This window comes from Serratia sp. PF-27 (assembly GCF_030053255.1).
GTDB classification, from domain to species: Bacteria; Pseudomonadota; Gammaproteobacteria; order Enterobacterales; family Enterobacteriaceae; genus Serratia; species Serratia bockelmannii.
On record NZ_JASGBT010000019.1, the window covers coordinates 173,426 to 193,468 of the forward strand.

A 20,043-nucleotide genomic window follows, 5' to 3' on the forward strand; every position below is an offset into this window, starting at 1 on the left:
CGGTGAGCGCGATGCTGCAACGCCTGTCGCTCGGCATGCTGCTGCTGTGTGCGTTCAGCGCGGCGGCGGTCTGCGAGTGGCCGGGCTGGCAACAGTACAAGCAATTCTACATCAGCCCGCAGGGGCGGGTGATCGATCCGAGCAGTCCGAACAAGATCACCACCTCCGAGGGACAGAGTTACGGCCTGTTCTTCGCTCTGGTGGCCAACGACCGGCCGACCTTCGATCGGCTGTTGGCCTGGACGGAGAACAACCTGGCGGCGGGCGATCTCAGCGCCCGTTTGCCCGCCTGGCTGTGGGGCGAGAGCGACGACAAGCAGTGGAAGGTGCTGGACGCCAACTCGGCGTCAGATGCCGATCTGTGGATCGCTTATAACCTGCTCGAAGCCGGCCGCCTGTGGAAAAGCCGGCGTTATCAAACCCTGGGAACGCTGCTGCTGCAACGCATCGGCCGCGAGGAAGTGGCCGACATCCCCGGCCTGGGCCTGATGTTGCTGCCGGGCAAAGTCGGGTTTGTGGCGGAAGATCGCTGGCGGCTGAACCCCAGCTACCTGCCGCCGCAGCTGCTGGCGCGTTTTGCGGCGCTGAACGGCCCGTGGCGCGCGATGCGCCAGGTCAATCAGCGGCTGTGGCTGGACACCGCGCCGCACGGCTTCTCACCGGACTGGGTGGTGTGGCGAGTCGGCACCGGCTGGCAGCCGGATACCGTCAAGCCGAACGTCGGCAGCTACGACGCGATTCGGGTCTATCTGTGGGCCGGCATGCTGGCGGACGACGATGAGCATAAGGCGGCGCTGCTCGCACGCTTCCAGCCGATGGCGCAGCTCACCGCCAAACAGGGTGTGCCGCCGGAGAAAACCGATACCGCCAGCGGCAAAACCACCGGTGACGGCCCGGTCGGCTTTTCCGCCTCAATGCTGCCGATGTTGGCGACGCAGGCCGAGGCGCTGGCGACACAGCGGCAACGCATCAGCGAACATCCGCCGGGTGACGACGCTTATTTCAGCGCCTCGCTGACGCTGTTCGGTCAGGGGTGGGATCAACAACGTTATCGCTTTAATCGTCAGGGTGAATTGCAACCCTCGTGGGACGGCCAATGCACAACTTCAAAATAAACTGGCTGAATTTGATTCCGCTGAGCCTGGCGATGCTGCCGCAGGCGCGCGCCGCGGAGGCCGTGGCCCCGGAGCAGTGGCTGCTGGAGCAGGTGCGCATTGGCGAGGCCGGCAACAAGGACGATCTGGTGCGCCAGTCGCTGTACCGGCTCGAGCTGATGGATCCGAATAACCCGGACGTGATCGCCGCGCGCATGCGTTTGGCGCTGCGGCAGGGCAACATGGCGCTGGCGCAACAGCAGTTGGACAAGCTGAAAACTCTCGCGCCGCAGTCCAGCGCCTATCGCCAGGCGCAAATGAACATGCTGCTGACCCAGCCGGAAACCCGGCAAAAGCTGCAGCAGGCCCGCCTGATGGCGACCGCTGGCCGGCTGCCGGAGGCCAAGGCGCAGTACGATGCGCTGTTCCACGGCGAGCCGCCGACGCTCGATCTGGCGGTGGAGTATTGGCGGCTGGTGGCGCGTTTGCCGGGGCAGGAGGCGAAGGCGTTAAAGCAGTTGCAGGCGCTGGACCAGCAATATTCCGGCAACGTGGCGCTGCGCATGTCGCTGGCGCGCATGCTGTTCAGTCAGAATCAGGACGCGCAGGCCTATGAACTGCTGCAGAAGATCGCCGCCGATCCGGCCGGGCGCGGCGATGCCGCCGATCTGTGGCTGGACAAGGTCAAAGCGATGCCGGTCAGCGCGCAAAGCGTGGCGGCGCTCAACCGTTTCCTCGGCGTGTTCGACACCGGCGATCAGGCGACCCGCGCCCGTGAAGAGCTGGCCAGACAGCAGAAACTGTTGGCCGATCCGGCTTATCAGGCGCGGGTGCGCGGCCTGGCACAGGTGGATAAAGGCGGCAGCCGGGCGGCCATTCCTGAGTTGCAAAAGGCGTTGGCGGCGACGCCGAACGACGCCGAGGTGCTGGGCGCGCTCGGCCAGGCCTATTCACGCGCCGGTGACCGCCCGCAGGCGCTGAAGCTGTTTCGCCAGGCGCTGGCGGCCGACAAGAATGGCTACGGCAGCGGCAAATGGCAGAGCCTGATCAAGAGCACCGGCTACTGGCTGGCGATCGACGAGGGCGACAAAGCGCTCAAGGCCGGCAATCTCGCGCTGGCACGGCAGAAATATCAGCAGGCGCGCCAGCTCGACGACAGCGACGGCGATGCGTTTATCGGCCTGGGCGATGTGGCGGTGGCGAGCAAGGATGACGCCGCGGCGGAAGGGTTTTATCAGCAGGCGCTGCGACGCGATCCCGGCAACGGCAGCGCGCTGCGCGGCCTGGTGAATATCTATCAACGGCAGTCGCCGGAAAACGCGCTGGCCTACCTCAGCGGCCTGCCGCGCAGCCAACAGGCCAAGCTGCGCAGCACCTTCGACGGGCTGCGGCTCGACATGTTGAAACAGCAGGCGGAGACGCTGGCGCAGCAGCAACAGTGGCAACAGGCGGTGGAAATTTATCGCCGCGCCCAGGCGATGGATCCCGACGATGTCTGGCTGACCTATCGCTACGCGCAGGCGCTGCGTCAGGCTGGGCAGCCGCAGCAGGCGGACGCTCTGTTCCGGCAGCTGGCGCAGCGCCAGCACGCCAATCCGCAGCTGACCTACGCCTATGCGCTCTATCTTTCCGGCAGCGATCGCGACAGGCAGGCGCTGGCGCAGCTCAATACGCTGCCGGCGGCGCAGTGGAACGACGATATGCGCGAACTGGCGCAGCGGCTGAAAATGCAGGCGATAATCGAACAGGCCGAACGGCTGCGGGCGGCCGGTGACGAACCGGCGGCGGAAGCCTATCTGCGCCGGCAGCCGGCGGACACCCGCATCGATTTGCTGCTCGCCGACTGGGCGCTGGCGCGCGGGGAGTATGCGGCGGCGCTGGACGACTATCAGCGGGTGAAACGCCGTGAACCGAACAATCCGGATGCGCAGCTGGGCGAGATCGAAGCCTATGTGGCGCAGGGAGATCTTGACGCGGCGCGCCAGCGGCTGAAAACCGAACCGCAGCCGCAAGACGCTTCGCTCAACAGCCAACGGCGGGTTGCCAACGCCTGGAGTGCGGTCGGCGATGCGCAGCAGGCCGACGCGCTCTTCGGCCGGCTGAAAACGGCGGCGGCTTCAGAACCCGTCGGGCAGACCAAGGCGCTGATCTACCGTGACGCCGCCCGTCTGGAGCGGGCTCAGCAACAGCCTGAGCGGGCGCAGCAGGATTTCCGGCAGGCGATGGTGGCCGGCGGCATCACGCCGACGCTGCCGCAGGATAATGACAGCTACACTTATTTGACGCGCAATAACGCGGGCGACGACTGGCTGAAACGCGGCATCCGCTCCGACGCCGCGGATCTGTATCGACAGCAAGACGTGAACGTCACGCTCGATCACGATTACTGGCGCTCGAGCGGCACCGGCGGCATTTCCGATTTCAACGCGCACGACACCATGCTGCAGGTGGACATGCCGCTGTATGACGGGCGCGCCTTCTTGCGCACTGACACCGTGCAGCTGGATGCCGGCCGCTTCTCGACCGACGGCAGCGGCAAATACTACGAAACCTTCGGCACCTGCAACACGCAAGGGTGCCGCGGCGATGAACACCAGAAAACCACCGGCACCAGCGTGGCGGCCGGCTGGAAAAACGATCGCTGGGCCGCCGATATCGGCACGACGCCGATGGGCTTTGAGGTGGTCGACTGGACCGGCGGCCTGGCCTACAGCGGCGACTGGAACCACATCGGTTGGACGCTGGCGGCCTCGCGGCGGCCGATCTCCAGCTCGCTGCTGGCGTTCGGCGGTGCCAAAGATCCGAACACCGGTACCACCTGGGGCGGCGTGCGCGCCACCGGCGTCAGCCTGAGCGCCAGCTACGATCGCGGCGAGGCGAACGGCGTGTGGGCCGATCTCAGCGCGCACCAGATTACCGGCAAGAATGTGGCGGACAACCAGCGGCAGCGGTTGATGGCCGGTTACTACTACAAGCTGATCAACGAAGACAATCGCCGCCTGAGCGTCGGGCTCAATACCATGCTGTGGCATTACCAGAAGGATTTGAGTGGTTATTCGCTGGGGCAGGGCGGCTATTACAGCCCGCAGCAATATCTGTCTCTGTCGCTGCCGGTCAACTACCGTCAGCGCACCGCGAACTGGTCGTGGGAGCTGGGCGGTTCGGTTTCGCTGTCCCATTCCAAAACCGACAGCCAGCGCCGTTATCCACTGCAGGGGCTGATCCCGGATTCGTTGCCCGATAAGTTCGCCATCGAGGACGGCAGCTCCTCAAGCGGCGTCGGTTATACCCTGCGGGCAATCGTCGAACGCCGTCTCAGTTCGCACTGGACGCTCGGCGCCGGCATCGACATTCAACAGGCGAAGGACTATACGCCGAGCCACGCGTTGATTTATCTGCGCTATTCCCTGGCCGGCTGGCAGGGGGATCTCGATTTGCCGCCGCAGCCGCTGACGCCTTACGCCGACTTTAAGTAGTCGGAAGAGGAAAGATTCGGAGTGTCGGACGCCGGGGAGTTTTGTTACCCTGTGTCCGGGTCGTGTTTGTTCGCTTTAGGAAAAGACTGAAACCCGCGATTTTCTTGGTTTTGCCTGCGGCATAGCCAGATAAAAACAGCCGATGATCGAGTATACTCAGCCCGGTTCGAGGGGGCGGGTGAGAGTCAGCCCCCTTTTTGTTTTAGCCCGATTTCACGGAGAGCAGGTTTGCGGGTCAGGCGTTCGTTAACGATTAAGCAGATGGCGACAGTGTCCGGCGTGGCGCTGGTCACGATCTGCATCTTTATCGTGATCCAGTTATTCCACTTTGTGCAGCAGCGCAGGGATGACTACGCCCAGCAACTGGAGAATATCGCTCACTCCGTGCGCCAGCCGCTGGCGGAAGCGGTGCTGCGGATGGACGTGCCGGAAGCCAAAAGGGTGCTGAACACCCTGTTGCCGGTCGGCATTCTCAGCCGGGCGGATATCGTCTTGCCGAACGAGTTTCAGGCGCTGCACGCCAATTTCCCGCCGGAGCGGCCGGTGCCGACGCTGATCGCCCGGCTGTTTGAACTGCCTATCCAAATTTCCGTGCCGCTCTATTCGCTGGAACGGGTGCCGGCCAACCAGCAGCCGCTGGCCTATCTGGTGCTGCAGGCCGATTCGTTCCGCATGTACCAGTTTATCCTCAGCATTTTGTCGACCATGCTGTCGACCTACCTGCTGCTGGCGCTGATCCTGTCGGTGGCCATCACCTGGTGCATGAACCGGTTGATGGTGCACCCGCTGCGCGCGATGGCCAAAGAGCTGGAGAACATCTCGCAGGACGAAGCGCCCTATCACCAACTGATGCTGCCGGCGCTGCACCAGGACGACGAGCTCGGCCTGCTGGTGCGCAACTACAACCGCAATCAACAGACGTTGGCCAAGGCGCATGCCGACATGAGCCGCCTGAGCACCCGCCACCCGGTGACCGAATTGCCAAATCCGGCGTTGCTGAACGCGTTGCTGGAACAGCATATCGCCTCCAGCCTGCGCCCCGAGCGTTTTAACCTGTTGGTGATCGGCATCGAGACGCTGCATGAAGCGTCTGGCGTGATGAGCCCGGCGATGCGTGAAGCGTTGCTGCTGGCGTTGGCGAAGAAGCTGCGCGGCTGCATCGACGAAAACGGCGTGCTGGCACAGCTGAGCAATACCGAATTCGCCATTCTGGCCAAGGGCATCGAGCGGCCGTTCCACGCCATGCAGCTGGCGCGGCGTATCATGGCGGAGATCAACGCGCCGTTGACGCTGGAAGGTTTGGCGCTGCGGCCCAACGCCAGTATCGGCATCGCGCACTACCTCAATCAGGGGGAGAGTGCGGAACAGCTGCTGCGCAGCGCCACCTCGGCGATGATGTCCGCGCACCGCGAAGGAAAAAATCAGATCCTGTTCTTCGAGCCCAGCCTGACGGAACGCACGCAGAAGCGGTTGACCCAGGAGAGCGAGATCTTGCACGGCATCGAGCAGCGGCATTTCACGCTGTTCCTGCAGCCGCAGATCGACATGCAGTCCAACGAGGTGATCGGCGCCGAAGCGCTGCTGCGTTGGCAGCAGTATGACGGCAGCTATACCCTGCCGGCCGACGTTATCCCGCTGGCGGAAGAGCTGGGTGTGATCGTGCCTCTCGGCAACTGGGTGTTGGAAGAGTCCTGCCGCATCCTGGCAGACTGGCAGCAACGCGGCATTGCGCTGCCGCTGGCGGTCAACGTTTCCGGGATTCAGATGCAACATGAGGCGTTTGTTCCGCATCTGAAAAACCTGCTGGCGCAGTATCGGATCGATCCGCGCAAGCTGCTGCTGGAGATCACCGAGACGGTACGCATCGACGATCTCGACCACGCGCTGGCGCTGCTGCGTGAGCTGCACGATCTGGGATTGTCTATCGCGCTAGATGACTTCGGCATGGGCTACTCCAGCCTGGAGTACCTGAACCGGTTGAAATCCCTGCCGATAGATTTGATCAAAATCGACCGCAGCTTCATTCAGGGGCTGCCGGCCGACGATGCGATGGCGCGTATCGTCAGTTCGATCTCCGAAGTGCTGGCGTTACCGGTGATGGCCGAAGGCGTGGAAAACGCCGGGCAGCGCGACTGGCTGCTGCAGCACGGCATTCGCAGCGGGCAAGGATTCCTGTTCGCCCGGCCGCTGCCGCGCGAAGCGTTCGAAGCCGAGTTTTGCCGCGCGGCGCCGTGAGCGCCGCGTGACCTTTCAGGTACTTTTCCCCGTCCGAAAATCGCCATTCTTCATCTACCTCTTTTGCGTTAGTGCAAACAAAGGCTTACGCAATTTTCAGCTTTGCACCTCGACTGACGCGTTTCAGCTCTTAAATTCACATCAACCCGCAGGGGCGGGTGCAACAAATTATTTCCATGTTGTTAAGTGGGTGTTATTTTCCGCGCAAGCAATGAACAGGCTGGATTTTTAGACTGCTGCCTGGTGCGTGTCTTCCCCCCATAGGATGTTCATATGAAAACAACGATCTTTAAGAGCCTCTATTTTCAGGTACTGACGGCGATCACGCTGGGTATCCTGCTTGGCCATTTCTACCCTGATCTCGGCGCCGAGATGAAACCTCTGGGCGATGGCTTCGTCAAACTGATCAAGATGATCATCGCACCGGTGATCTTCTGCACCGTGGTGACCGGCATCGCCGGCATGGAAAGCATGAAGGCGGTGGGGCGCACCGGCGCCATCGCGCTGCTGTATTTTGAAATCGTCAGCACCATCGCGCTGATTATCGGTCTGGTGATCGTCAACCTGGTGCAACCGGGCGCCGGCATGAACGTCGATCCCGGCACGCTGGACGCCAAGGCGGTGGCGGTCTACGCCGAGCAGGCACAGCAGCAGGGCATCATTCCGTTCCTGCTGGACATCATCCCCGGCAGCGTGATCGGCGCGTTCGCCAGTGGCAACATTCTTCAGGTGCTGCTGTTCGCGGTACTGTTCGGCTTCGCCCTGCATCGTCTGGGCGACAAAGGGCAGCTGATCTACAACGTGATCGACAGCTTCTCGCGGGTGATTTTCGGCATCATCAACATGATCATGCGCCTGGCGCCGCTGGGGGCCTTCGGCGCTATGGCGTTTACCATCGGTAAATACGGTGTCGGCACCCTGGTGCAACTCGGCCAGCTGATCGTGTGCTTCTATATCACCTGCATCCTGTTCGTGGTGGTGGTGTTGGGCAGCATCGCCCGCGCCAACGGCTTCAGCATCTTCAAATTCGTCAACTACATCAAAGAAGAGCTGCTGATCGTGCTGGGGACCTCGTCGTCCGAATCCGCGCTGCCGCGCATGCTGGATAAAATGGAGAAGCTGGGCTGCAAGAAATCAGTGGTGGGTCTGGTTATTCCGACCGGGTACTCCTTCAACCTGGACGGCACCTCTATCTACCTGACCATGGCCGCGGTGTTTATCGCGCAGGCGACCAATACCCACATGGACATCATGCATCAGATTACCCTGCTGGTGGTGCTGCTGCTCTCCTCCAAAGGGGCGGCGGGTGTCACCGGCAGCGGCTTTATCGTGTTGGCCGCCACCATCTCCGCCGTCGGCCACCTGCCGCTGGCCGGCCTGGCGCTGATCCTCGGCATCGACCGCTTCATGTCGGAAGCCCGTGCGTTGACCAACTTGGTGGGCAACGGCGTGGCGACCGTGGTGGTGGCAAAATGGTGTAACCAGCTGGATGAAAAACAGCTGAAAGACACGCTGAACAACAAAAACACCGGCGCGGACAAAACGCTGCCTTCCGCCTGATATCGGCGGTAAATCACCGGCCGCATCCGCGGCCGGTGAGGTTCTTCCCCCTGCCTCGTAACGATTTTTTGCATTAAAAACCCCGCAATCCATTATTTTTCACTCTAATGAGTGACATCCGCAAAGGCGCGCGGTCTAACACGGTGGTACACTTTCTGCTTTCCGCCCCACCGTGAAACTCAGGGCGTATTTTTATGATTCCATTGAATGGAATACACGCATTTGCATAAGAAATTGGATAGTCATTAAGTAGGGGTTCACATGCAGGGCACCAGAATTCATCTTATAGTTGGTGGGTTGCTATTGGCTGCAGCCAGTAGCAGCGTGCAGGCTGAAGCACTACAACCCGACCCTGCCTGGCAGCAGGGGGCGTTGGCCAACGGGTTTTCATGGCAGATTCTCGATACGCCGCAGCGGCCGAGTGACCGCGTTGAACTGCGGTTGATCGTCAATACCGGCTCTTTGGTGGAGTCTTCGCAGCAGACCGGCTTTGCTCATCTGCTGCCGCGGCTGGCGTTGGCGCGTAGCGAAAGCTTCACGGCCCCGCAGCTGCGCGCCCTGTGGCAGCAGAGCGTGGACAACGAGCGGCCGCTGCCGCCGGCTATCATCTCGTATGATTTCACCATGTATAACCTCAGCCTGCCGAACAACCGGCCCGACCTGCTGAAAGAAGCGCTGGCCTGGCTGGCGGATACCACCGGCAAATTGGCGATCGACGAGCATACGGTGCATGCGGTGATGAATTCCAGCATCAATCCGGTCGGCACTTTCCCGCCTAATACCCAAGACGTCTGGTGGCGTTACCGCCTGAAAGGCTCGACGCTGCTGGCGCACGATCCGGCGCAGCCGGCAAAACGGCCGGTCAACCTCGAGCAGCTGAAGAAATTCTACCAACAGTGGTATACCCCGGATGCCATGACGCTGTTCGTGGTCGGCAAGGTTGACAGCCGCAGCCTGGGCGAGCAGATCAACAAGGCGTTCTCGCCGCTGCAAGGCAAACGTGAAACCCCGGCCCCGATGCCGACGCTGACACCCCTGCCGCAGCAGCCGGTGAGTCTGATCAGCGAGCAGGTGAAACAGGATACGCTGTCGATCATGTGGGATTCGCCGTGGCACCCGATTCGCGATTCGCAGAGCCTGCTTCGTTACTGGCGTGGCGATCTCGCCCGCGAGGCGCTGTTCTGGCATCTCCAGCAGACGCTGGAAAAAAGCGAACAAAAGAGCCTGCATCTGGGCTTTGACTGCCGCGTGCAGTATCAACGAGGGCAGTGCGCCATTCATCTGGATACGCCGAACAACAATCTGAACGGCAGCCTGGGCTTTATTGCCCGCGAGCTGGCCAACGTGCGTGACAACGGCCTGTCGAAAGAAGAATTCGATGCGCTGCTGGCGCAGAAAAACGATCAGCTGAGCAAGCTGTTCGCGACCTACGCCCGTACCGACACCGATGTGCTGATGAGCCAGCGTCTGCGCTCGCAACAGAGCGGGGTGGTGGATATCGCGCCGGAGCTGTATCAGAAGCTGCGCCAGGAGTTCCTGTCCAGCCTGACGCTGGAGACGCTGAATCAGGCGCTGAAGCTGCAGCTTTCTCAGGAGGCGACGCTAGTGCTGATGCAGCCGAAGGGCGAGCCGGAAATGAGCATGAAGCAGCTGCAGGAAACCTATGACGGCATCATGATGCCGGCGCCGGCGGTGGTGACGGAAGAAGCCAAGCCGGCCGACGCCGCGGTGGCAGCGCCGGCGACGGACGCCAGCGCGCAGTAATTCGCCGCAGGGGGGCTCAGGCCCCCTCAGTTGCGGTACAGCACCTTGATGATGTGGTAACCGAACTGGGTTTTGACCGGGCCGTAAGGTTTGAGCAGCGGGATGCTGAATACCGCTTTATCGAACGCCGGCACCATCGCGCCTTTGTTGAACTCGCCCAGCGAGCCGCCGTTACGTTTTGACGGGCAGCTCGAGTATTTGCGCGCCAGCGTGTCGAAGCTGACGCCGCGCTTCAGCTTGGCCAGCAGCTCGTTGGCCAGCTTTTCATTGTCTACCAGAATGTGCAGGGCGCACGCCGTTTTTGCCATGGTATTGCCTTTGTCGATGCGAAAATTGCGCTGATTATACCCGCTAAATCTCGTCGGCGCTTTCTGCTACAATTCCCTTCCACGTTTTACAGCCGAGCAAGCCAGCACCATGCGATTAAACCCCAGCCAACAACAAGCCGTCGAATTCGTTACCGGGCCCTGCCTGGTGTTGGCCGGTGCCGGTTCCGGCAAGACGCGCGTTATCACCAACAAGATAGCCCACCTGATCCACCACTGCGGCTACCAGGCGCGGCACATCGCCGCCGTGACCTTTACCAACAAGGCCGCGCGCGAGATGAAAGAGCGCGTGTCGCAAACCCTGGGGCGCAAAGAGGCGCGCGGGCTGATGATTTCCACCTTCCATACCCTGGGGCTGGAGATCATCAAGCGGGAATACGTGGCGTTGGGGATGAAATCCAACTTCTCGCTGTTCGACGACCAAGATCAGCTGGCGCTGTTGAAAGAGCTGACCGAAAAGTGGCTGGAAAGCGATAAAACGCTGGTGGCGCAGCTGATTTCGACCATCTCCAACTGGAAAAACGACCTGATCGATCCCCAGCGGGCGGCGGAGCTGGCGCGCTCGGAGCGCGACAAGCTGTTCGCCCACTGCTACGGCCTGTACCACGCCCATATGCGGGCGTGCAACGTGCTGGACTTCGACGACCTGATCCTGTTGCCAACGCTGCTGTTGCAACGCAACGAAGAGGTGCGCGAACGCTGGCAGCAGCGCATCCGCTACCTGCTGGTGGATGAATACCAGGATACCAACACCAGCCAGTACGAGCTGGTGAAGCTGTTAGTGGGCAACCGCGCGCGCTTTACCGTGGTGGGTGATGATGACCAGTCGATCTACTCCTGGCGCGGCGCGCGGCCGCAGAACCTGGTGCTGCTGAAGGAGGATTTCCCGGCGCTGCAGGTGATCAAACTGGAGCAAAACTACCGTTCCAGCGAGCGCATTCTGAAGGCGGCCAATATCCTGATCGCCAATAACCCGCACGTGTTTGAAAAACGGCTGTTTTCCGAGCTGGGGTATGGCGAAGAGCTGAAAGTGGTGACCGCCAACAACGAGGAGCACGAAGCCGAGCGGGTGGTGGGGGAGCTGATCGCCCACCACTTCGTGAAAAAGACCAACTACGGCGACTATGCGATCCTGTACCGCGGCAACCACCAGTCGCGGGTGTTTGAAAAGATGCTGATGCAGAACCGCATTCCGTACAAGATTTCCGGCGGCACCTCGTTCTTCTCGCGCCCCGAGATCAAGGATCTGCTGGCCTACCTGCGCGTGCTGACCAACCCGGAGGACGACAGCGCCTTCCTGCGCATCGTCAATACCCCCAAGCGCGAGATCGGCCCGGCGACGCTGCAGAAGCTCGGCGAATGGGCCAACCAGCGCAACAAGAGTTTATTCCACGCCAGTTTCGATCTGGGGCTGAGCCAGCACTTGACCGGGCGCGGGCTGGAATCGTTGCAGCGCTTCACCCATTGGCTGGGCGGCATCGCTCAACAGGCGGAGCGTGAGCCGGTGGCGGCGGTGCGCGATCTGATCCGCGGCGTGGATTATGAAAGCTGGCTGTTTGAAACCTCGACCAGCCCGAAGGCCGCCGAAATGCGGATGAAGAACGTCAACACGCTGTTCGGTTGGATGACGGAGATGCTGGAAGGCAACGATTTGGACGAGCCGATGACGCTGACCCAGGTGGTGACGCGCTTCACCCTGCGCGACATGATGGAGCGCGGCGAAAGCGAAGAAGAACTGGATCAGGTACAGCTGATGACGCTGCACGCCTCCAAGGGGCTGGAGTTCCCTTACGTGTTCCTGGTGGGCATGGAAGAGGGCCTGCTGCCGCACCAGAGCAGCATTGACGAAGACAATGTCGACGAAGAGCGGCGTCTGGCCTATGTGGGGATCACCCGCGCGCAAAAAGAGCTGATCTTCACCCTGTGCCGCGAGCGCCGTCAGTACGGTGAGCTGGTGCGGCCGGAGCCGAGCCGCTTCCTGCTGGAGTTGCCGCAGGACGATTTGGCGTGGGAAACCGAGCGCAAAGTGGTGAGCCCGCAGGAGCGGATGCAGAAAGGGCAGAGCCATCTGGCCAATATCCGCGCCCAGCTGGCCAAGGCCAAAGGCGGGAATTAAAAAGACAGGGCGCTCATCGCGCCCTGGTCATTTCAACGTTGTTCTTCCAACCGCAGCGTCCAGTGGACGTAGCTCTGCCAGTGGCTTTCCTGCTCCAGCGCCTCGGCGCGCAGCGGATGCTGTTCCAGCCACCCCGGCGGCAAAATCACCGTCAGTTCATCGTCCTGATTGGCGCGTAAACGCACCGCCGGCAGCGTGTCGTCGCGGCGGCGGCTGGCGAAGATGATCGCCAGGCGCAAAATGCGGCACAGACGCTGCGCGGTGCGCGGCGGCAGGGCGTTTTGCTGGTTCAACAGCGACAGGTCGAGAGGGTTGCTCTGGTTTTGCAGCAGGGTGGCCAGCAGTTTTTTCTGCGCCGGGGTAAAGCCGGGTAAGTCCAGATGGCGGATCAGGTAGGCGGCGTGTTGCGGCGCCTGCTTGAAATCGACGCTGAGGCCGAGTTCGTGGATCAGGCTGGCGCTGTGCAATAGCTCGCGACATCGTGCGTCCAACTGCCATTCGTTGGCGACCTGCTGCGAGAAATTGGCGGCGAGCTGGCTCACGCGTTCGGCCTGCTCGGTATCGATCAGGTAACGGCGCTGCAGGTTGCGGATGGTGCGGATGCGAATATCCTGCTCCACCGGCAGATGCAGCATGCCGTAAACCAGGCCTTCACGCAGCGCTCCGCCGGCCAGCATCATGCTCTCGATGCCGAGCTCCTGGAAAATGGCCAGCAGAATGGACAGGCCGCTCGGGAAGACCAGCGCGCGCTCCAGCGTCAACCCTTCGATCTCCAGCTCTTCCAGCTTGCCGCACTGAATGGCACGCTGTTTCAACTGGCGCAGCTTGGGCAGGGTGATGCGTTCATCCATGCCTTGCGCCACCATGATCTCCTGCAGCGCTTGCACGGTGCCGGAAGCGCCGACGCAGATCTGCCAACCTTGCTGGCGCAGCTGCGGTGCGATCGGCCGCACCATTTCGCGCGCGGCCTGTTCGGCGCGCTCGAAGTTTTCTTGCCCGAGGTTGCGGTCGCTGAAGTAGCGCTCCAGCCAGGTAACGCAGCCCATCGACAGGCTATACAGCTGCGATGCCTGTGCGCCGGTGCCGGTGACCAGTTCGGTGCTGCCGCCGCCGATGTCGACGACCAGCCGCTGATCCGGCCCGCCGGTGGTGTGCGCGACGCCGTGATAAATCAGCCGTGCCTCTTCTTCGCCGCTGATCACCTGCACCGGGCAGCCGAGGATTTGCTCGGCGACCTGCAGGAATTCATCGGCGTTGGACGCCAGGCGCAGCGTGGCGGTGGCGACGACGCGGATCTGCTCGCGCGGAATGTCCTGCAGGCGTTCAGAGAACAGCCGCAGACACTGCCAGCCGCGCTGCATGGCCTCATGCGACAGGTGATTGTGCTGATCCAGCCCGGCCGCCAGGCGCACCTTGCGCTTGATCCGCGCCAGAGTCTGAATGCTGCCGGCTACCTCGCGCACCACCAACATGTGGAAGCTGTTGGAGCCGAGGTCGATGGCAGCATAAAGCGTGCTGGAGCTGAGCATGGCGATCAGCTCGGGCGTTTACGGTTGCTGCGCGGCGCGCCGCCGCGACGAGGCGCGGAGTTGCGACGTGGGCCGTTGCCGCCGCGCGGACGCGACAGGCGCTTCGGCGCCGGCAGATCGGTCAGCAGCGCATCGCTGTTGTACTTGCTCACCGGAATGCTGTGGTCGATATAGGTCTCGATCGCCGGCAGGTTGAGCGCGTACTCTTCACACGCCAGGCTGATGGAGTGGCCGCTGGCGCCTGCTCGGCCGGTACGGCCGATGCGGTGCACGTAGTCTTCGCAGTCGTCAGGCAGATCGTAGTTGAAGACGTGCGTGACGGCGGGAATGTGCAGACCGCGCGCGGCGACGTCGGTGGCGACCAGGATATCCAGGTTGCCCTTGGTGAAATCATCGAGGATGCGCAGGCGTTTTTTTTGCGCCACGTCACCGGTCAGCAGGCCGACGCGGTGACCGTCGGCGGCCAGATGGCCCCAGATGTCTTCGCAGCGGTGCTTGGTGTTGGCGAAGATGATGGCGCGATCCGGCCACTCTTCTTCGATCAGCGTCTGCAGCAGACGCATTTTTTCTTCGTTGGACGGGTAGAACAGCTCTTCTTTAATGCGGTGGCCGGTTTTCTGTTCCGGTTCCACTTCAACATATTCGGCGTTGTTCATCTGCTCGAAGGCCAGTTCGCGTACGCGATAGGACAGGGTAGCGGAGAACAGCATGTTCAGGCGTTGATCGGCCGTAGGCATACGGCGGAACAGCCAACGGATGTCTTTGATAAAGCCAAGATCGTACATGCGATCGGCTTCATCCAGCACGACAACCTGCATCGCGCCGAGATCGACATAGTTCTGCTTGGTGTAATCGATTAAACGGCCGGTGGTGCCAATCAGAATGTCCACGCCGCTTTCCAGCACTTTCAGCTGTTTGTCGTAGCCGTCGCCGCCGTAGGCCAGGCCCAGTTTGAGGCCGGTGCTCTGGGAGAGCGCTTCAGCATCGGAGTGGATTTGCACCGCCAGTTCACGCGTAGGCGCCATGATCAAGGCGCGCGGCTGATTGGTCTGGCGATCCTGTTTCGCCGGGTGAGTCAGCAAATAGTGAAAAGTAGACGCCAAAAACGCCAGCGTCTTTCCGGTACCGGTTTGCGCCTGACCTGCAACGTCACGCCCGGAGAGCGTGAGCGGCAATGCTAACGCCTGGATAGGCGTGCAATTGTGAAACCCTTTTTTCTCAAGGGCTTCAAGGACTAACGGGTGCAGGGCGAAGTCGGAAAACTTCTGTTCGGTCAAGTGTGTTTTGCTCATAGTGTGGTAGAATATCAGCTAACTATTGCTTTACGAAAGCACATCCGTTGAAATAAACGCGGTGCAATAAAATCACCTTGAGTTGGTTAATGCTACACCAACAAGGTAGACATAATCCTGTGGAGTAGAACATGAGCGATAAAATTATTCACCTGACTGACAGCAGCTTCGAAGCCGATGTGCTGAATGCGGAAGGGCCGATCCTGGTCGATTTCTGGGCTGAATGGTGTGGGCCGTGCAAGATGATTGCTCCGATTCTGGATGAGATTGCCGAAGAGTTCGAAGGCAAACTGACCATCACCAAGCTGAATATCGATCAGAACCCGGCTACCGCGCCTAAGTACGGTATCCGTGGCATCCCTACGCTGTTGCTGTTCAAGAACGGTGAAGTGGCCGCGACCAAGGTTGGCGCGTTGTCTAAAGGTCAGCTCAAAGATTTCCTGAACGCGAATCTGTAATCGGGCGGGAAGCCCAGTATCAGGTGCCTGGCGGTGATGTTCAATTCACCGCTAGACGCCTGCCAAGAAGCGTGTTAAGTTTAACCACACTGCATATAGAACTTGCCCGAAGTTTTAAATCTAAAGAGTTTGAATCTAAAGCTATACTCTGTGTCGAACCACTGGCGTTGAAAGTAAACTGAACTCAGCCCGTGTTTTGGCAATCAAACGGTTTTGCAAAAATCATTTTTAAGGTACCTTCGATCTTCAACCGTCAATGCGTGCGCCCGATGTAAGCCATTTCTTACCGCGACGGCTCTGCGCCCGGTGATCGAACGTCCAGTAAACAGGCACGCATCTCGCTGCCATACCATTCACGATACAAGTTCGAGACATACCCCGAGTTTAAGAACCCACCACTATGAATCTTACCGAATTAAAGAATACGCCGGTTTCTGAGCTGATTACTCTCGGCGAAAATATGGGGCTGGAAAACCTTGCCCGCATGCGCAAGCAGGACATTATCTTCTCCATTCTGAAGCAACATGCGAAAAGCGGAGAAGATATCTTCGGCGACGGCGTGCTCGAGATATTGCAGGATGGATTCGGTTTCCTCCGCTCTGGAGACAGTTCCTACCTCGCCGGTCCCGACGACATCTATGTATCCCCTAGCCAAATCCGCCGCTTCAACCTCCGCACAGGTGACACCATTTCCGGTAAGATTCGTCCGCCAAAAGAAGGCGAGCGCTATTTTGCCCTGTTGAAAGTCAACGAAGTCAACTACGACAAGCCGGAAAACGCCCGCAGCAAGATCCTGTTCGAGAACTTGACGCCGCTGCACGCCAATTCCCGTCTGCGGATGGAGCGCGGCAACGGCTCGACCGAAGACCTGACGGCGCGCGTACTGGACCTGGCGGCACCGATTGGCCGCGGCCAGCGTGGCCTGATCGTGGCACCGCCGAAAGCCGGTAAAACCATGCTGCTGCAGAACATTGCGCAGAGTATCGCTTACAATCACCCAGACTGCGTGCTGATGGTGCTGCTGATCGACGAACGTCCGGAAGAAGTGACCGAGATGCAGCGCCTGGTGAAAGGTGAAGTGATCGCATCGACCTTCGACGAACCGGCTTCGCGCCACGTACAAGTGGCCGAAATGGTAATCGAGAAGGCCAAACGCCTGGTTGAGCACAAGAAAGACGTGATCATTCTGCTTGACTCTATCACCCGTCTGGCGCGTGCCTACAACACCGTGGTACCGGCTTCCGGTAAGGTGCTGACCGGTGGTGTGGACGCCAACGCCCTGCATCGTCCGAAGCGTTTCTTCGGTGCGGCACGTAACGTGGAAGAGGGCGGCAGCCTGACCATCATCGCGACCGCGCTGGTTGATACCGGTTCGAAGATGGACGAAGTGATCTACGAAGAATTTAAAGGTACCGGCAACATGGAATTGCACTTGGCGCGTAAAATCGCCGAGAAACGCGTATTCCCGGCGATCGATTACAACCGCTCCGGTACCCGTAAAGAAGAGCTGCTCACCACCTCCGAAGAGCTGCAAAAAATGTGGATCCTGCGCAAAATCATTCACCCGATGGGTGAGATTGACGCGATGGAGTTCCTCATTAATAAGTTGGCGATGACTAAAACCAACGATGAATTCTTCGATATGATGAAACGCTCATAATTCGTTAAAAAATTCGCTGAACGCCACGCCTAGTCGTGGCGTTTTTCGCTTTTGGCGGATACGATAAGTAGCAGTAATGGAAAAGTAAGTTGTTTCCTCGACTTATTGAGAATTCATCTTGTTTGTCGGTCGGCGTTGCGTCGGTCGGCTTTGCTGCTGTCGTTTTGTCAGCCGATGCGAAGAAAATAGGCATGAATCACCGTTGTCATAGGAAATGACCGAAAGGTGGCGGGGGCCGATGGCACAAGCTATTGCCCGTGGTAAGCTGCCTTATCTTCTACAGAGATCTGTTAACTGTGAACTTACTCACTATGAGTACTGAAATTCTATTTGTTTTCCTGTTTTCTTTGGCTTTTCTCTTTGTTGCCCGCAAGGCGGCAAAACGTATTGGTCTGGTAGATAAACCCAATTATCGCAAACGCCATCAGGGGCTGATTCCTCTGGTCGGCGGTATTTCCGTTTATGCCGGATTGTGCTTCGCATTTTGGATCTCCGAACTGCCTATCGCGCACGCCAAGCTTTACCTCACCTGCGCCGGCATTCTGGTGTTTGTGGGCGCGCTCGACGATCGTTTTGACATCAGCGTTAAGATCCGCGCCCTGGTGCAGGCGTTGGTCGGCATCGCCATGATGGTGTTCGCCGGTCTGTATCTGCGCAGCTTCGGCCATGTGCTGGGCGACTGGGAGATGTTGCTGGGGCCGTTCGGCTATTTGGTGACGCTGTTCGCGGTATGGGCGGCGATCAACGCCTTCAACATGGTCGATGGCATTGATGGCCTGCTGGGTGGGCTGTCATGCGTTTCCTTCGGCGCGCTGGGTCTGTTGCTGTACCTGAGCGGTCACCATGAGATGGCGTTCTGGTGCTTTGCGATGATCGCCACCATCGTTCCCTATATTTTGCTCAACCTCGGCATCCTCGGCCGCCGTTATAAGGTGTTCATGGGGGATGCCGGCAGTACCCTGATCGGCTTTACCGCCATTTGGCTGCTGTTGCAAAGCTCGCAGGGCAAGGCACACTCGATTAACCCGGTGACTGCGCTGTGGATCATCGCTATTCCGCTGATGGACATGATAGCAATCATGTATCGTCGTTTACGCAAGGGGATGAGCCCCTTCTCTCCCGATCGTCAACATATTCACCACCTGATCATGCGCGCCGGCTTTACGCCACGGCAGGCTTTCGTATTGATCACCCTGGCGGCCGCATTGCTGGCGGCGGTGGGCGTGATCGGCGAACGCCTGACTTTTATCCCTGAGTGGGTTATGTTGGCATTATTCTTGCTTGCATTCTTCCTGTACGGTTACTGCATCAAGCGCGCCTGGCGGGTTGCGCGGTACATTAAGCGTATCAAGCGCCGGCTGCGGCGTTCGGGCGATAACAAGCAAGTACCTTAACCAGAGACCAGAGGCTTTTTGGCTGTGATGAATCCAGAAACAACGTCTGACAAGCATACCCCGGCGGTGGATAACGAACTCGATATCCGCGGCCTGTGCTGCACCCTGTGGCGCGGCAAACCGTGGATAATCGGCATTGCGGTGCTGTTCGCGGCGGTCGCGCTGATCGTCTCTTATCTGGTTAAGCAAGAATGGAGCGCGACCGCAATCACCGACAAACCCACGGTGAATGCGCTGGGCGGTTACTACTCCCAGCAACAGTTCCTGCGCAATCTGGATGTGCGCACGTTGCCGGCGACGGCGGGCGATCAGCCGAGCATCGCGGATGAAGCGTACAATGAGTTCATCATGCAACTGGCGGCTTACGATACGCGTCGCGATTTCTGGCTGCAGAGTGATTATTACAAGCAACGTCAGGAAGGGGATGCCCGCGCCGATGCGGCGCTGCTCGACGAGCTGATCAACAACATCCTGTTCACGCCGCGTGACGACAAAAAAGTCCCGAACGACGGCGTGAAGCTGACGGCGGAAACCGCCGCGGACGCCAACCGCCTGCTGCGTCAATACGTGGCTTTCGCCAGCCACCGTGCTGCTCTGCACCTGAACGAAGAGATCCAAGGGGCATGGGCCGCTCGCACTACCTCGATGAAGGCGCAGGTCAAGCGTCAGGAAGCGGTGGCAGAGTCGGTTTACAAGCGCGAGCTGAATACCACGCAGCAGGCGCTGAAAATCGCTGAAAGCCAGGGGATTAGCCGCACGCAAACCGACACTCCGGCCGAGCAACTGCCGGATTCGGATCTGTTCCTGCTGGGCCGGCCAATGCTGCAGGCACGTCTGGAAGGCCTGCAGGCCTCCGGCCCGACCTACGATCTGGATTACGATCAGAACCGCGCGATGCTGGCGACGCTGAACGTTGGCCCGACGTTGGATGAGAAGTTCCAGACCTATCGTTATTTGCGCACGCCGGAAGAGCCGGTAAAACGTGACAGCCCACGCCGGGTATTCTGGCTGATTCTGTGGGGCGCGATGGGCGCTTTGGTTGGCGCGGGTGTTGCCTTGGCGCGTCGGCCGCGTAGTTAAAAAATAATATAATAATCTGATGCAGGGCGCGTGAGCTCCCCATTCGCAGGCGGTGCCTG

At 60.0% G+C, this 20,043-nt stretch carries 13 protein-coding genes; 10 read left to right on the forward strand and 3 right to left on the reverse strand.

Going from position 1 to position 20,043, the window contains the following annotated elements; all coding sequences use genetic code 11:
• Nucleotides 1-2: 2 nt before the first annotated feature.
• The 5 genes from bcsZ to QMZ29_RS12440 all read left to right on the forward strand — a co-directional run bounded on the left by bcsZ (nt 3) and on the right by QMZ29_RS12440 (nt 10,129).
• Nucleotides 3-1,115, forward strand: a complete 1,113-nt coding sequence (gene bcsZ, locus QMZ29_RS12420) for a cellulose synthase complex periplasmic endoglucanase BcsZ (RefSeq protein WP_049203660.1) — start codon at nt 3-5, stop codon at nt 1,113-1,115.
• Nucleotides 1,097-4,570, forward strand: a complete 3,474-nt coding sequence (gene bcsC, locus QMZ29_RS12425; RefSeq protein WP_261426252.1) for a cellulose synthase complex outer membrane protein BcsC — start codon at nt 1,097-1,099, stop codon at nt 4,568-4,570. Before bcsZ ends, bcsC begins: the two co-directional genes overlap by 19 nt.
• Nucleotides 4,571-4,798: 228 nt before the next feature.
• Nucleotides 4,799-6,805 carry a biofilm formation regulator HmsP gene (gene hmsP, locus QMZ29_RS12430; RefSeq protein WP_025304849.1) on the forward strand — a complete coding sequence of 669 codons (2,007 nt, stop codon included), beginning with the start codon at nt 4,799-4,801 and terminating at the stop codon, nt 6,803-6,805.
• 273 nt (nt 6,806-7,078) lie between these two features.
• The gene (locus QMZ29_RS12435; RefSeq protein WP_016929514.1) at nt 7,079-8,365 is read left to right on the forward strand and encodes a dicarboxylate/amino acid:cation symporter; all 1,287 of its coding nucleotides are present in this window, start codon (nt 7,079-7,081) and stop codon (nt 8,363-8,365) included.
• 261 nt (nt 8,366-8,626) lie between these two features.
• Nucleotides 8,627-10,129, forward strand: coding sequence for a M16 family metallopeptidase (locus QMZ29_RS12440; protein WP_025304850.1), 1,503 nt, complete (start codon nt 8,627-8,629; stop codon nt 10,127-10,129).
• 26 nt (nt 10,130-10,155) lie between these two features.
• On the opposite strand, the gene ppiC is transcribed toward QMZ29_RS12440, so the two are convergent.
• Entirely contained in the window at nt 10,156-10,437 is a 282-nt protein-coding gene (ppiC, locus tag QMZ29_RS12445) for a peptidylprolyl isomerase PpiC (protein WP_004934175.1), read from the reverse strand.
• Nucleotides 10,438-10,546: 109 nt separating this feature from the next.
• On the opposite strand from ppiC, the gene rep reads away from it, so the two are divergent.
• Entirely contained in the window at nt 10,547-12,571 is a 2,025-nt protein-coding gene (gene rep / locus QMZ29_RS12450; protein ID WP_043142264.1) for a DNA helicase Rep, read from the forward strand.
• Between the two features lie 32 nt (nt 12,572-12,603).
• Here rep and ppx read toward each other — a convergent pair whose 3' ends face one another.
• Both ppx and rhlB read right to left on the reverse strand, forming a co-directional pair.
• Nucleotides 12,604-14,100 (reverse strand): exopolyphosphatase, encoded by a 1,497-nt coding sequence (ppx, locus tag QMZ29_RS12455; protein ID WP_043142260.1) that lies wholly within the window; start codon nt 14,098-14,100, stop codon nt 12,604-12,606.
• 5 nt (nt 14,101-14,105) lie between these two features.
• The gene (rhlB, locus tag QMZ29_RS12460; protein WP_025304853.1) at nt 14,106-15,392 is read right to left on the reverse strand and encodes an ATP-dependent RNA helicase RhlB; all 1,287 of its coding nucleotides are present in this window, start codon (nt 15,390-15,392) and stop codon (nt 14,106-14,108) included.
• A 131-nt stretch (nt 15,393-15,523) separates the two neighbouring features.
• On the opposite strand from rhlB, the gene trxA reads away from it, so the two are divergent.
• The 4 genes from trxA to wzzE all read left to right on the forward strand — a co-directional run bounded on the left by trxA (nt 15,524) and on the right by wzzE (nt 19,984).
• Nucleotides 15,524-15,850 carry a thioredoxin TrxA gene (gene trxA, locus QMZ29_RS12465; protein WP_025304854.1) on the forward strand — a complete coding sequence of 109 codons (327 nt, stop codon included), beginning with the start codon at nt 15,524-15,526 and terminating at the stop codon, nt 15,848-15,850.
• Between the two features lie 400 nt (nt 15,851-16,250).
• Nucleotides 16,251-17,510: a transcription termination factor Rho gene (rho, locus tag QMZ29_RS12470; protein ID WP_004934188.1), complete on the forward strand. Its 1,260-nt coding sequence runs from the start codon at nt 16,251-16,253 to the stop codon at nt 17,508-17,510.
• 296 nt (nt 17,511-17,806) lie between these two features.
• Nucleotides 17,807-18,904: a UDP-N-acetylglucosamine--undecaprenyl-phosphate N-acetylglucosaminephosphotransferase gene (wecA, locus tag QMZ29_RS12475; protein WP_127146898.1), complete on the forward strand. Its 1,098-nt coding sequence runs from the start codon at nt 17,807-17,809 to the stop codon at nt 18,902-18,904.
• A gap of 27 nt (nt 18,905-18,931) precedes the next feature.
• Nucleotides 18,932-19,984, forward strand: a complete 1,053-nt coding sequence (gene wzzE, locus QMZ29_RS12480) for an ECA polysaccharide chain length modulation protein (protein ID WP_033631474.1) — start codon at nt 18,932-18,934, stop codon at nt 19,982-19,984.
• The last annotated feature ends 59 nt before the right edge of the window (nt 19,985-20,043 follow it).

What these genes read in the sequence shown, in the direction of transcription:
- bcsC (WP_261426252.1), top strand. Translation starts at nt 1,097, where the DNA reads ATGCACAACTTCAAAATAAACTGGCTGAATTTGATTCCGCTGAGCCTG.
- QMZ29_RS12435 (WP_016929514.1), top strand. Translation starts at nt 7,079, where the DNA reads ATGAAAACAACGATCTTTAAGAGCCTCTATTTTCAGGTACTGACGGCG.
- QMZ29_RS12440 (WP_025304850.1), top strand. Translation starts at nt 8,627, where the DNA reads ATGCAGGGCACCAGAATTCATCTTATAGTTGGTGGGTTGCTATTGGCT.
- ppiC (WP_004934175.1), bottom strand. Translation starts at nt 10,437, where the DNA reads ATGGCAAAAACGGCGTGCGCCCTGCACATTCTGGTAGACAATGAAAAG.
- rep (WP_043142264.1), top strand. Translation starts at nt 10,547, where the DNA reads ATGCGATTAAACCCCAGCCAACAACAAGCCGTCGAATTCGTTACCGGG.
- ppx (WP_043142260.1), bottom strand. Translation starts at nt 14,100, where the DNA reads ATGCTCAGCTCCAGCACGCTTTATGCTGCCATCGACCTCGGCTCCAAC.
- rhlB (WP_025304853.1), bottom strand. Translation starts at nt 15,392, where the DNA reads ATGAGCAAAACACACTTGACCGAACAGAAGTTTTCCGACTTCGCCCTG.
- trxA (WP_025304854.1), top strand. Translation starts at nt 15,524, where the DNA reads ATGAGCGATAAAATTATTCACCTGACTGACAGCAGCTTCGAAGCCGAT.
- rho (WP_004934188.1), top strand. Translation starts at nt 16,251, where the DNA reads ATGAATCTTACCGAATTAAAGAATACGCCGGTTTCTGAGCTGATTACT.
- wzzE (WP_033631474.1), top strand. Translation starts at nt 18,932, where the DNA reads ATGAATCCAGAAACAACGTCTGACAAGCATACCCCGGCGGTGGATAAC.